Source organism: Achromobacter sp., from assembly GCF_036567245.1.
Taxonomy (GTDB): domain Bacteria; phylum Pseudomonadota; class Gammaproteobacteria; order Burkholderiales; family Burkholderiaceae_B; genus Achromobacter.
In genome coordinates this window covers 1-12,650 of record NZ_DATCUY010000701.1, presented here as the reverse complement: position 1 = coordinate 12,650, position 12,650 = coordinate 1, and the positions used below count along the sequence as shown (strand labels likewise).

The following is a 12,650-nucleotide window of genomic DNA, read 5'->3' as shown; positions in this document are numbered from 1 at the left end:
GACCCGGGCGCGAGCCGCGCGGGCCTCGTTGACCAGGGACTGGAGTTCGGCCTCGTCCTGCTGGTCGCGCCGGACCTGGTCCTGCAACAGCGCCAGCGTCTGCGCGGCTTGGGCCTGTTCGCGGCGCAGGCCTTCAAAAGCCTCGCGCTCCTTGGCCAGGGCCGCCAGCCGCGCGCGCGCCTCGACCGCCTTGGCCTCGAAGTCCTTCCAGGGTTCGCCGGCCTGGGCGCGCTCATGTTCGCGGCGCAATTCGGCCAGGCGGTCCACGTCGGCGTTCAGCTGCGCCATGGCCTGCGCGCACTCGTCGCGTTCAGCGACGGCGCGCGCGAGCGCATCCTCGGCTTCCTTGTACACGCCCTTGGGACGGCCGTTGCGCGCGTCCAGCAGCGCGCCGCGCTCGGCCGCCACGCGTTCGTACAGGCGGTCGCCATCGCCCGAAGCCAGTTCGCCCGACAGCTGCGTCAAGGCGTCGCGCAGATGCGCGCCGGCATGACCCGCCGCTTCCTGCAGGTTGTGGCCGTCGCCCTGCTGGATCCACAACAGGCCGGGGATGCCCGCCAGGTCCGGCTTGCTCTGGCCGCGCCCGGGCAATTCAAAGCCCAGCAGCGCGGCCAGCGCGTTCTCGGCTTCTTCGCCGTCCAGGCGCTGCGCGCCGCCGTCGATCAGCAGCTCGCAGCGGGCGCGCGACAGGAATTGCTTCTTCAGCACATAGCTGTGCCCGGCATGCGTGAACTCCAGTTCCACGCTGGGCCGCGCGCCGGACTCGCCGTGCGGCGCCAGGTCGGCGACCTTGCTGGTGCTGTAGCGTTCGAGGAAGGCGGAACGGATAGCCGCCGCCACGGTGCTCTTGCCCGCTTCGTTCGGGCCCACGAACAGGTTCAGGCCGTCTTGCAGTCCTTCCAGCGCCATGGGCTGGCGGAACTTGCGGAATTCTTCCAGGGCGATGCGCGAGAGCTTCATTTGGCGGCTCCCGGCACGGCGCTTTCGCGCTGGAACCGCAGCAGCAGCCGCAAGGCCTCGCCCGCGACCGCAGCTTGGTCCGGATCCGACTGCAATGCCTGCAATTGCGCCGCCACTTCGCCCACATAACCGCTGGCGCGCAGGTCGGCCAGGTCGGCTTCGTCCGGTTCCAGCAAGAGGCCGGACAAGTCCGGCAGCAATGCCCGCACCTGCGCCGCCGCCTGGTCCACGGCGCGTTGCAGCGCCTCCCAGGTTTCCATGTTGACGTGCCCTTGCACTTCCAGCCGCAAGACGTCCTCGGCGCGCAGTTCCGCCATGCGCCCGGCCAGCGACTGCGCGTCGGTGGGCAGGCTCAGCGTTTCCGACCAGGCCGACCAGCGGTACTTGCCCGTGGCCAGCCGCTCGACGACGGGCGCCGCGCCCGGCGCGGCTATGCGCACATGCAGCGTATAGCCGGGCTCGTTGCCGCGAAAACGGTCCTGCTCCGGCGTACCGGCATACCAGGTGCGCTCGTCGATGGACAGGCAGCCATGCCAATCGCCCAGCGCCAGATAGTCCAGGCGGGCGCGCGCCGCGCGGTCCGGGGCGATGGGATTGGTGGCGTCTATGGTGTCGGGCAGGCGGCCCGCCACGCTGCCATGCGCCAGGCCCACGCGGATGCGGCCGGCTTCGGTTTCCAGCGCATCGAAGGCCTGGGTCACGTCGTCATAGGTATGACGTTGCGTCAAAGGCGCGGCCAGCACGGCGAGGTTGATCGTGGCCAGATCGACCACGCCGGTGCGCAGCGGCACATGCACATTGGGCGGGATGCAGCCCAGCTGCATCGCCCGGCTCCAGACGCTGTCGGCCAGCGCCGCGTCGTGGTTGCCGGCGATCATGACCCAGGGCCCGGCGTAGGCCGCCATGGCGGCGAACAGGCGGCGTATCGTCCGGTCCGACACGCCTTGCGTGTCGAACACGTCGCCCGCCACCAGCACGGCGTCCACGCCGCGCTCGGCGGCCAGCGCCGCAATGCGGGCGACGACGTCGAAGCGGGCCTCGGCCAGCATGGCGGCGTCGTCGGTCTCAAACTGGCCGTATTGTCGGCCGATCTGCCAATCGGCGGTATGCAGGAAATGGGTCATGCGCGGAATTGTAAGAGCAAGACCCGGCCCGCGGCGGAGTTCCCCTTCAGGAATGCGAGGCCAGCAAAGGCAAGACCTGCGCCAGCGCCAAGGGCGTTTCCTGCAGCATCAGCATGTCGGCCTGCGTCTCTGCGTCGTTGGCGGCGTCGCATAAGGGATCGGCGGGAAGCAGGTAGTGGCGCAGCACGGCGTCGGCAAGCAGCAGGCGCCTCGCATCCACGCCAGGCTGGCAGCTCTCCCAGGCCATGAATACCGCTGCCGATACGTAATAGAGCGCTGACGCCGCGCGCCGCACCTGCGCCTCGTGCTTTTCATCCGCCCCCACGGCCTCGGCCAGCCCGACGGCCCGGCGCAGGCAATCCCGCAAGGTGGCGCGCCAGGCGGCAGGCAAGGCCATCGCTTGCTCCAGCTTGCTTTCCAGCAACGCGGACAGCGGCTCGTGCGCCCGGTCCTTGCGCACGGCGCGCTGGATGGCGTCGAGCGCATTGATGTTGCTGGTGCCCTCCCACAACACGCCGATATGCGCGTCACGCACCAGCCGGGCATTGATGAAGTCTTCGATATAGCCATTGCCGCCGCGTATCTCCATCGCGCCGGTCGCCACGCTGACATTGTCGCGGCAAGTGCGCAGCTTCAACAGCGGCGTCAACAGGCGCAGCACCGGTGCGGCGGCCGTATCGCCTTCCTGCGCGCGCCGCATGATGTCGGCCGTGGCCATCACCATGGACAAGGCCGCTTCCGTCGGCGTCAGCAGTTTCAGCAACTGGCGGCGCAGCAGCGGATAGGCCATGACATCGCGTCCGAACGCATGCCGGTGGCGGGCGGCCAGCATGGCCTCGTTCAGGCAGCGGCGCATCATCGCCGCCGCGCGAACACCGTGCGACAGGCGCGACAGGTTGACCTGCTCCATCATGTGCTTGAGCCCCTGATCCACCTGCCCCACCAGGTACGCCTGCGCGCCTTCCAGGCGGATTTCGCCGCTGGCCATCGAGCGCGTGCCCAGCTTGTCCTTCAGGCGGACGATGCGATAGGCGTTGCGGCTGCCGTCTTCGAGGCGCCGCGGCATCGCGAACAGCGCCAACCCGCGCGTGCCCGCGGGCGCGCCTTCCGGGCGGGCCAACAGCAAGGCCACATCCGCGTCCGTGTGCGAGCAGAACCACTTTTCGCCGTGCAGGCGCCAGGTCCCGTCGACCTGGCGCGCAACGGTCTCCAGCGCGCCCACATCCGATCCTCCGGTTTTCTCCGTCATGAATTGCGTCCCCTTCCAGAGCGTGGCCGGATCGCTGGACAGCATGCGCGGCAGCAGCTTTTCCTGCAGGTCCGGACTGCCGAACTTGCGGATCAGATGGATCGACGTGTCCGATACGCTGATCGGACACATCTGGCCGAATTCGGCCTGGACGAACAGATACTGCAAAGCGTACTTGGCCACGGGCGGCAACGGCGCGTCGCAGCCCAGCACGCCGGCGCGATGGCTCATGGCATGGAACTGGAAATCGACGAAAGCGATGTGCTCCATTTCCTGGTAGGCCGGGTGGTATTCGATCCAGTCTTCGTCCTCGCCCCAGCGCGTGCGCGGATGCAGCACGGGCGGAAACTTGTCCGCCACGGTGGCCAGCGCGTTCAGGCGCCCCCCAGCCAGTTGCCCCATGCGCTGGAACTGCGGCAGCAGCCTGGCATGCGCGGCCTCGGGCACGTAGAGCCTCAGCAGATCCTGCAGGCCCCGATCCAGTGCGTAGAAATCCTGGCCCGCGCAATCGGGCGCAAGGAAATGCGAACTCTGCGAGGACCGCTCGGGACGCGGGCGGACGTATTCGTCGTATCTGGCGAGAAAAGGCATAAGCAGCTCCTGAAGGACGTGGTTCGACGCCGCGCCCCCAATCGGCGCGGACGCGTGATTCGCAAATGAAAAGTCAGATGACGCCGGCCGCGCGCAATTCCGTCAGGGCGGCATCCGACAACCCGAGACGCTGCGCCAGCACCTCGCGGGTATGCTCGCCCAGCACCGGCGGACCCGCGCGATGGTCCAGCGGCGTCGCCGAAAAGCGCATGGGACTGGCGATGCCTGGGCAGGTCCCGCCCGTGGATAGCGGCAGATCGACCCGCAAGCCCCGATGCACGACCTGCGGATCGGTGAACGTTTCGGCAAAGCTGTTGATGGGTCCGCAAGGAACCCCCGCGCCTTCCAGCCGGCCCTGCCATGCCGCGCTGGTATCCGTCGCCATGATTTCAGCCAGCAAGGGCAGCAGGGTGTCGCGATGGGTCAGGCGTCCGCTGACCTTGGCATAACGCGGATCCTGCGCCAGATCCGGACGCTGGATCTCCTGGCAATAGGCCGCGAACTGGCTGTCATTGCCCACCGCCACGATCAGGCGGCCATCCTGCGTGTCGAAGACCTGGTAAGGCACGGCGTTGGCATGCGCGTTGCCGTAACGCCGGGGCGTCTTGCCGGACACCAGGTAGTTGACCGCGGGGTTGCTGCCGAACGCCAGCACGCAGTCCAGCAAGGCCATGTCGATGTGCTGCCCCTGCCCGCTGCGTTCGCGCCAGGCCAAGGCAGCCGCAATCGCCAGGCTGGCGTACATGCCGGTGGTGATGTCCGCCACCGCGACCCCCACCTTCTGGGGGCCCGCGCCCGGCAGGCCATCGGCCTCGCCGGTGACGCTCATCAGGCCGCCCATGCCCTGGAAAATGAAGTCGTAGCCCGGCCGGTGGCGGTACGGCCCGGTCTGCCCGAAACCGGTGATCGAGCAATAGACCAGCGCGGGGTTATCCGCCCGCAGGTCTTCGTAGCCCAAGCCATAGCGCGCCAGCGTGCCGACCTTGTAGTTCTCCACCAGCACATCCGAATCCGCGGCCAGGCGGCGGATGATGTCCTGGCCTTCGGCGGTGGAGATATCCACGGTCACGGATTTCTTGCCGCGGTTGGTCGAAGCGTAGTAGCCAGAATCCTCGCGCGGCTGGCCGTCGGCATCCGGCATCCAGGGCGGCCCCCAGCCGCGGGTATCGTCGCCCGCGCCCGGGCGCTCGATCTTGGTCACGTCGGCGCCCAGGTCGGCAAGGTTCTGGGTGCACCAGGGGCCTGCCAGCACGCGGGTCAGGTCGAGCACGCGGATATGGGATAGCGGTTTGATGGTCATGTATGTGTCTTGGGACTTGATGCCGTTGCGGCGCTGTCAATCGATGCGGATGTTGGCGTCTTTGATGACCTGCCCGTAGCGCGCGCTTTCCTCGCGCATGTAGGCGCTGAAGGCGTCGCCGAAATAACCCACCGGCTCGCCCCCCGAACGCAGCAGGGCTTCGCGCACATCGGCCTGGGCCATGACCTGCTCGATCGTGCCGCTCAAGGACTTCACGATGGCGGGCGGCGTGCCCGCCGGCGCCAGGATGCCGACCCATGCCGACATCTTCATGTCGGGATAGCCCAGCTCCGCCGTGGTCGGCAACTGCGGCAGCACCGCGGAGCGCTTGTCGCTCATGACGGCCAGCGCGGTCAGCTTGCCCGCCTGGATCTGCGGCAGGCCGGTGAACGCGGGCTCGAACGTGACCGAGACTTCGCCGCCCATCACCGCCGCCTTGGCGGGCGCGCTGCCCTTGTAGGGCACATGCAGCAGGTTGATCTTGGCCCTGGACCGCAGCATTTCGCCCGCCAGGTGCGCGGTCGAACCGGCGCCGTAGGACGCGTAGCTGAATTCGCCCGGCTTGGCCTGGGCCTGGGCCACGAACTGTTCCAGCGTCTGCGCCGGGACCTTCGGGTTGACCACGATGACGCTCGGCGTGCTCGCGATCAAGGCGATCGGCGCAAAGCTCTTGACGGCGTCATAGGGCAGCTTCGGGTACAGCCAGGGATTGATGGTCAGCGTGGTGTTGGTCGCCGCCAGCAAGGTGTAGCCGTCCGGCTTGGCGTTGGCCACCATTTCCGCGCCGATGATGGTGGCCGCGCCCGCGCGGTTTTCTACGATCACCGGCTGGCCCAGCCGTTCACCCAACTTCTGGCCGATGACGCGGGCCACCACGTCGGTCATGCCGCCCGCCGAGTACGGCACGATCAGGCGGATCGGCATGCGGGGATAGTCCTGGGCTTGCGCGCCGGTGGCGGCAAGCAATGCGCTGGCGGTCAACGCGATGAGGATAGGGATACGCACAATAAGTCTCCTTGGGGGATCGCGGGTCTTTGCCCGGATTCATGGCCGCGTGTCTCCGCGGTGAAACCCATTATTGGCAGCGTGATTTTTCTCGTCCAATATATTTTTTTGTGCTATTCATACCGATATTGGATCAATCTTTTCCAGCCTGCCTGAGCCAGCCGGCCCCCTCCCCACCCGCGAGCCCTCCCATGGATCTGCGCCAACTCCGCTACTTCGTGGCCGTCGCCGAGGAGCTGCATTTCGGCAGGGCCGCCAAGCGCCTGGCCATCAGCCAGCCTCCCCTCAGCTTCAACATCCGCCAGCTGGAAGCCTCGCTGGGCATGGAACTGCTACGCCGAACCACCCGCGAAGTGGCGCTGACCGAGGCCGGCAAGGTGATCTATCGCGAAGCGTTGAAGCTGCTGGCGCTGGCGCGCGATGCGGAGGAACAGGCGCGGCGCGCGGCCAATGGCGAAGCCGGCGCCGTGCATATCGGATTCGTGGGTTCGTCGTTCCTGACCCGGCTGGCCTCGGATGTGCGGGCCTACGCCGTGGCGCGTCCGGAGGTCGAAGTGGTGCTTTATGAACTCAGCAGCTACGAGCAGATCGACGCGCTGCAACGGGGCCAGATCGACATCGGCATCGTGCATCCCAGGGTGATGCCATCCGGCGTGTCGTCGCGCGTCTTGCACCGTGAAGACTTCGTATGCCTGCTCCCGGCCACGCATCCCCTGGCCGGACTAGAGGCGATAAACGCGCAGCAGTTGCAGCACGATGACTTCGTGCTGTTTCCCCGGGATTTTTCGCCGGGCTACTACGACAAGATATTGGCGCTGTGCCTGCAAGCCGGCTTCACGCCGCATATCCGGCACAAGGTGCGGAACATGTTGACGATCGCGACCTTGGTCTCGCATGAGTTCGGCGTGTCCCTGGTCCCGGCCTCGCTGGGCAAGGTGCAATTGCCGAACCTGGTCTGCCGTCCCCTGACGCATGCGTCGACCCCGTCGGACCTGCGCGGCATCTGGCGCCACGACGAAACGCAACCTGCCGTACTGGCCATGCTGGAGCAATTGGCGCAACCGCAACACCCATGAAGGCAAAGGCCCCGCCAGCGCTCTGTGCTGTCGGGGCCTTTGCGGGCCAGGCTTGCGGCCTGGGCCAGGGGAAAAGCAGGAATCAGGCGCTCTTGCCGTCCAGCACCAGCGTCTGGTTGGACGCCGCCTTGCGGTCGTAGCGCGACAGGTCCAGGCCGTCCGTGCGGATGGCGGGACGCTGGCCCATGACCTGGTCGGCCACCAGCTTGCCCGAGCCGCAGGCCATGGTCCAGCCGAGCGTGCCGTGGCCGGTGTTCAGATACAGGTTGCCGTAGCGGGTCGCGCCAACCACCGGCGTGCCGTCCGGGGTCATGGGACGCAGGCCGGTCCAGAACTCGGCCTGGGCCACGTGGCCGCTGCCGGGGAACAGGTCGTTGACGACCAGCTCCAGCGTCTTGCGGCGGGCGTCCTTCAGGCGCAGGTCGAAGCCCGCGATCTCGGCCATGCCGCCCACGCGGATGCGCTGGTCGAAGCGCGTGACGGCGATCTTGTAGGTTTCGTCCAGGATGGTCGAGACCGGCGCGGCCGATTCGTCCGCCATGGGGATGGTGAGCGAATAGCCCTTGAGCGGATACACCGGCAGGTCCAGGCCCAGCGGCGCGAGGAAGTCGCGCGTGTAGCTGCCGAAGGCGGCGACGTAGCGGTCGGCGGTAAGCACTTCGTTGCCCACGCGCACGCCGGTGATCTGGCCGCCGGCCGTGTTCAGGCCCGCCACCGACTGGCCGAAGCGGAACTCCACGCCCAGGCCCTTGGCCAGTTCGGCCAGGCGCGTGGTGAACAGCTGGCAGTCGCCGGTTTCATCATTGGGCAGGCGCAGGCCGCCCGACAGCTTGTGCAGCGAGCGCGCCAGAGCCGGCTCGGCCGACACCAGGCGGTTGCGGTCCAGCAATTCGTAGGGCACGCCCACCTCTTCCAGCACGGCGATGTCGCGGCGGGCGGCTTCCAGCTGGGCCTCGGTACGGAACAGCTGCAGGGTGCCGCGGGTGCGCTCTTCGTAGTGGATGCCGGTGGACGTACGCAGCTCGCGCAGGCAATCGCGGCTGTACTCGGACAGGCGCAGCATGCGTTCCTTGTTGACCGAGTAGCGTTCGGCCGAACAGTTGGCCAGCATGGCCGCCATCCACTTCAGCTGGAACAGGCTGCCGTCCAGGCGGATGGCCAGCGGGGCGTGCTTCTGGAACAGCCACTTGATGGCCTTCAGCGGAATGCCGGGCGCCGCCCAGGGCGTGGAATAGCCCGGCGACACCTGTCCGGCATTGGCGTAGCTGGTCTCCTGCGCCGCCGCGGGCTGGCGGTCCAGCACCGTGACTTTGGCTCCCTGACGGGCCAGGTAATAGGCGGTGGTGGTGCCGATGACGCCGCTGCCGAGGACGATGACGTGCATGATTCTTTCCGATGATTGGTTTTGTTCAGGAATTTCGGTAGTCTATGGGCCTCTCAGTAGTGAAAAGCACTGAAGATTTTTCTTTGGCAGTGCTTTTTCCCGGCCCCTTCCTGTTTTTCGATCGCCAAAAGTGAAATGCGCGAGCTAGACCGTATCGACCTGAAAATCCTGGATATCCTGCAGCGGGAAGGCCGGATTTCCGTGACCGAACTGGCCGACCGGATCAGCCTGTCGGCCACCCCCTGCTCCGACCGCGTCAAGCGCATGGAGCGCGAAGGCGTGATCACGGGTTACCATGCGCGCGTCAATCCGGCGGCGCTGGGCAAGAACCTGCTCGTCTTCCTGGAGATCAAGCTGTCGGCCAAATCCGGCGACGTGTTCGACAAGGTCAAGAAAGAGTTGCTATATGTGCCCGAAGTCATGGAATGCCACCTGGTGTCCGGCGACTTCGACTATCTGGTCAAGGCCCGCCTGACTGAAATGAACGAATACCGCCGTCTCCTCGGCGAAATCCTCAAACGCCTGCCCGCGTCCGCCGAATCGCGCAGCTACGTGGTCATGGAGGAAATCAAGGAGACCCTGTACCTGCCTGTGGACCGCTAGGCGCCTGCCGCCGCAGCGGATTGCACGCCGATTGTTACCGGTCGGGTCCGCGCTGGCTGCTATGCTGGCGGCCCTTCGGCGCGTGCCTTTGCCGCGTAATCCGACCCTAATTTATTTGCCTATGTCTATGACCCGTCTCTATAAGTACTTCTTCCGCGGCCTGATCACGGTCCTGCCGCTGGCCCTGACGATCTACCTGCTCTACATCTTCCTGGCCTGGACCGAAGCCGTGGCGCTGACCTTCCTGCGCCCCTTCATCGGCGGGTTCTACGTGCCGGGCATGGGCCTGGCGCTGGGCATCCTCGGCATCCTGGCCATCGGCTACCTGGTGTCCAAGGAACGCGTGCAGCGGGTACTGGTGCTGCTGGAAATGCCGTTCACCAACCTGCCGGTGGTCAAGAGCATCTATACGTCCCTGAAGAGCTTCGCGGACTATTTTTCGCCCAGCTCCAAGAACACCGCCCAGCAGGTCGTGATCCTGCGCGTGCCGGGCCAGCAGCTGGAACTGGTCGGCCTGGTCACCCGCCGCAACTTGGAAGGCCTGCCCGAAGGCTTCACCCAGGGCGAACGCGTGGCCGTGTACCTGCCGATGGGCTACATGATCGGCGGCTATACCGTGTTCGTGCCGCAGGAATGGGTCCAGCCCATCCAGATGTCGGTCGAGGAAGCCATGCGTTCGTCCCTGATCGCCTGGATGGCGCGCGCCGAGAACAACAACAACAGCCGCCCCACCGCGCAGGAGCCTCCCGCCGAAGCCCCGGGCGGCGCCAACGGCGGCGGCCAGGCCTGAGCGCCCCACCCTTACCTCCACGACAGACCAGACATGCCCATCATCGAATTCACGCTGGCCGAAGGCAGCCCCTATATTGAAGTGAACCAGCTGCTCAAGGCCACCGGCGTGTGCGACAGCGGCGGCGCGGGCAAGATGCTCGTGGCCGACGGCCACGTCAGCGTGGGCGGCGCGGTGGAAAGCCGCAAGACGGCGAAGATCCGCGCCGGCCAGATCGTCACCTGCGGCGACGTGCGCATCGTCGTGCGCGCCGCCGACGCCGGCGGCCAGGACGCCTGAAGCCCACCCTCCCCAAGCATCACCGCGAGCCGCCATGAAATTCAAGATGTCCCAGAACTCCATCTTTGCCGTGCTGCTGCGCTCGCCCTGGTGGATGAGCGCCGGCGTGGCCGTGCTGCTGTCGGCCGCCGGCTTTGCCGCGCTGCCGCTGGAGTACGCCGCGATGGGCGTGTTCGCCTCGGTGCCGTTCGCGGTCATCGCCATCATGGCGGCCTACAAGCAGTTGCGCTCGCCCTCGGGCGCGCGGGTGCAGGCCGTGGCCGAGGCCGCCGCCGGCATGTCCTGGGCCGACTTTTCCAAAACCGTCGAGGCAGGCTTTCGCCGCGACGGCTGTGAAGTGCAGCGGCTGCAACTGCCGGGCGCCGATTTCGCGCTGACCAAGGACGGACACGTCGCCCTGGTCAGCGCCAAGCGCTGGAAAGCCGCCCGCGTCGGCGTCGAGCCCCTGCGCGAACTGCAGGCGGCGCGCGAGAAACGCGGCGCGCGCGAAGCCATCTATATCGCGCTCGGCGAGGTCTCGGACAATGCGCTGCAATACGCCAAGTCGCAGGGGGTTTCGCTGATGATGGCGCCCGAGCTGGCCAAGCTGCTGCGGGACCTCAAGCCCTGACCCGGGTGCGGCAATGAGCTATCGCCTGCTAGCCGACCTCGTGCTGATCGTGCACGGCCTCTTCGTCGCCTTCGTGATGTTCGGCGGTCTGCTCGCGCTATGGAAGCGCTGGATCGCCTATCTGCACCTGCCGGCGCTGGCATGGGGCGCTTTGGTCATAGGCATGGGCTGGATCTGCCCGCTGACGCCGCTGGAAGTTTCGCTGCGGCAGCAGGCCGGCCAGCAAGGCTATGGCGGCGGCTTCGTCGAACACTACGTGCTGGCGCTGATCTATCCCGAAGGCATCACCCGCGCCACGCAGGTCGTGCTGGCAGCCTTGCTGATCGTGGGCAATATCGTGGTCTACACGCTGTGGGCGCGGCGCGGCCGGCGCCAGCCGGCCTAGGCCGGCCCGTTTACAAGCCCCGCGCGATCACCAGCCGCTGGATGTCGCTGGTGCCTTCGTAGATCTGGCAGACGCGCACGTCGCGATAGATCCGTTCGACCGGAAAATCCTTCAGATAGCCGTAGCCGCCCAGGGTCTGGATGGCGGCGGAGCATACCTTCTCGGCCATTTCAGAGGCGAACAGCTTGGCCATGGAGGCTTCCATCAGCGCAGGCCTGCCGGCTTCGCGCAGCGCCGCGGCGTGCAGCACCATTTGCCGCGCCGCGTGGATCTGGGTGGCCATGTCTGCCAGGCGGAACGCGACGGCCTGATGCTCCATGATCGGCTTGCCGAAGGCCTGCCGGTCGCGCGCATAGTCGCGCGCGCACTCGTATGCCGCCCGCGCCATGCCCACGGATTGGGACGCGATGCCGATGCGCCCGCCTTCCAGGTTGGCCAGCGCGATCTTGTAGCCCTCGCCTTCCGCGCCGAGACGGCAGGCGGCAGGAATACGCATGTCCTCGAACGCGATCTGGCAAGTGTCCGAGGCATGCTGGCCCAGCTTGTCCTCCACCCGCAGCACCTTGTAGCCCGGCGTGTCTGTGGGCACGATGAAGGCGGAGATGCCGCGCTTGCCGGCCTCGGGGTCGGTCACCGCGAACACGATCACGACCTGGCCGCTGCGCCCGGACGTGATGAACTGCTTGGCGCCGTTCAGGATGTAGTCGTCGCCGTCGCGGCGCGCCCGGGTGTGCAGGCTGCTGGCGTCCGACCCGGCCTGCGGCTCGGTCAGCGCGAATCCGCCGATATGCTCGCCGGTTGCCAGCGGACGCAGGAACTGCTCTTTCTGCGCGTCGGAGCCGAATTTCAGGATGGGCATGCAGGCGACCGAATTGTGCACGCTCATGATGGTGGAGCAAGCGCCGTTGCCGGCCGCGATTTCCTCCAGCGCAACCGCATACGAGATATAGCCGCTGTCATTGCCGTCCCAGGCTTCGGGCACCAGCATGCCGAAAAAGCCCAGCTGCGCCATTTCGGCGATGGCGTCGGCGGGATAGCTGTGGTCGCGGTCCCAGCGTTCCGAGTTGGGCGTCAGGCGCTCCTGCGCGAAGCGGCGCGCCATTTCCTGGACGCTGAGCTGTTCTTCCGTCAAAAGCATGTTTGTCTCTCCTGGGTGCGGTGGCGGCCGGTACACGGCCTGCTCTGTTCTGCAAGGTCGGGCCCGCCAGGCGGGCGCCGCATGACCGCCAGAATACACTGCGGCAGGCACGCCTCCGGCCACGCTGCGCGCCGGCCTATTCGCGCGGCGCGTCCT

13 protein-coding genes are annotated in these 12,650 nt (G+C 67.0%); 6 read left to right on the top strand and 7 right to left on the bottom strand.

The genetic code is table 11. The features are described 5' to 3' along the window. From VIR09_RS30325 to VIR09_RS30305, 5 genes are all read right to left on the bottom strand, one after another. Nucleotides 1-960, bottom strand: a 960-nt coding sequence (locus VIR09_RS30325; RefSeq protein ID WP_332016242.1) for an AAA family ATPase, incomplete at its 3' end; no start/stop codon positions are given. After that, nucleotides 957-2,084 carry a DNA repair exonuclease gene (locus tag VIR09_RS30320; RefSeq protein WP_332016241.1) on the bottom strand — a complete coding sequence of 376 codons (1,128 nt, stop codon included), beginning with the start codon at nucleotides 2,082-2,084 and terminating at the stop codon, nucleotides 957-959. The genes VIR09_RS30320 and VIR09_RS30325, both read right to left, overlap by 4 nt. A 46-nt stretch (nucleotides 2,085-2,130) precedes the next feature. Next, nucleotides 2,131-3,924, bottom strand: a complete 1,794-nt coding sequence (locus VIR09_RS30315; RefSeq protein ID WP_332016240.1) for an acyl-CoA dehydrogenase family protein — start codon at nucleotides 3,922-3,924, stop codon at nucleotides 2,131-2,133. Nucleotides 3,925-3,997: 73 nt separating this feature from the next. Beyond that, nucleotides 3,998-5,224, bottom strand: a complete 1,227-nt coding sequence (locus VIR09_RS30310) for a CaiB/BaiF CoA-transferase family protein (protein ID WP_332016239.1) — start codon at nucleotides 5,222-5,224, stop codon at nucleotides 3,998-4,000. A gap of 36 nt (nucleotides 5,225-5,260) precedes the next feature. Beyond that, nucleotides 5,261-6,229 (bottom strand): tripartite tricarboxylate transporter substrate binding protein, encoded by a 969-nt coding sequence (locus VIR09_RS30305; protein WP_332016238.1) that lies wholly within the window; start codon nucleotides 6,227-6,229, stop codon nucleotides 5,261-5,263. Between the two features lie 191 nt (nucleotides 6,230-6,420). On the opposite strand from VIR09_RS30305, the gene VIR09_RS30300 reads away from it, so the two are divergent. Further along, the gene (locus VIR09_RS30300) at nucleotides 6,421-7,305 is read left to right on the top strand and encodes a LysR family transcriptional regulator (protein WP_332016237.1); all 885 of its coding nucleotides are present in this window, start codon (nucleotides 6,421-6,423) and stop codon (nucleotides 7,303-7,305) included. Between the two features lie 82 nt (nucleotides 7,306-7,387). On the opposite strand, the gene VIR09_RS30295 is transcribed toward VIR09_RS30300, so the two are convergent. Further along, nucleotides 7,388-8,689, bottom strand: coding sequence for a D-amino acid dehydrogenase (locus VIR09_RS30295; protein WP_332016236.1), 1,302 nt, complete (start codon nucleotides 8,687-8,689; stop codon nucleotides 7,388-7,390). A 135-nt stretch (nucleotides 8,690-8,824) separates the two neighbouring features. Here VIR09_RS30295 and VIR09_RS30290 point away from each other — a divergent pair, with 135 nt between their 5' ends. From VIR09_RS30290 to VIR09_RS30270, 5 genes are all read left to right on the top strand, one after another. Continuing rightward, nucleotides 8,825-9,292 (top strand): winged helix-turn-helix transcriptional regulator, encoded by a 468-nt coding sequence (locus VIR09_RS30290; protein WP_013394098.1) that lies wholly within the window; start codon nucleotides 8,825-8,827, stop codon nucleotides 9,290-9,292. A 127-nt stretch (nucleotides 9,293-9,419) separates the two neighbouring features. Further along, on the top strand, nucleotides 9,420-10,082 hold the full coding sequence (locus VIR09_RS30285) for a DUF502 domain-containing protein (protein ID WP_332016235.1): 663 nt from the start codon (nucleotides 9,420-9,422) through the stop codon (nucleotides 10,080-10,082). A 33-nt stretch (nucleotides 10,083-10,115) separates the two neighbouring features. Next, complete coding sequence (locus VIR09_RS30280; RefSeq protein WP_332016234.1) at nucleotides 10,116-10,361, top strand: RNA-binding S4 domain-containing protein; 246 nt, start codon at nucleotides 10,116-10,118, stop codon at nucleotides 10,359-10,361. Between the two features lie 34 nt (nucleotides 10,362-10,395). Next, nucleotides 10,396-10,971: a restriction endonuclease gene (locus tag VIR09_RS30275; protein ID WP_332016233.1), complete on the top strand. Its 576-nt coding sequence runs from the start codon at nucleotides 10,396-10,398 to the stop codon at nucleotides 10,969-10,971. 13 nt (nucleotides 10,972-10,984) lie between these two features. Continuing rightward, a complete protein-coding gene (locus VIR09_RS30270; RefSeq protein ID WP_332016232.1) occupies nucleotides 10,985-11,356 on the top strand; it encodes a DUF2784 domain-containing protein in 372 nt (123 codons plus the stop codon). A gap of 10 nt (nucleotides 11,357-11,366) precedes the next feature. Here VIR09_RS30270 and VIR09_RS30265 read toward each other — a convergent pair whose 3' ends face one another. Further along, complete coding sequence (locus VIR09_RS30265) at nucleotides 11,367-12,494, bottom strand: acyl-CoA dehydrogenase family protein (RefSeq protein ID WP_332016231.1); 1,128 nt, start codon at nucleotides 12,492-12,494, stop codon at nucleotides 11,367-11,369. Nucleotides 12,495-12,650 lie beyond the last annotated feature (156 nt).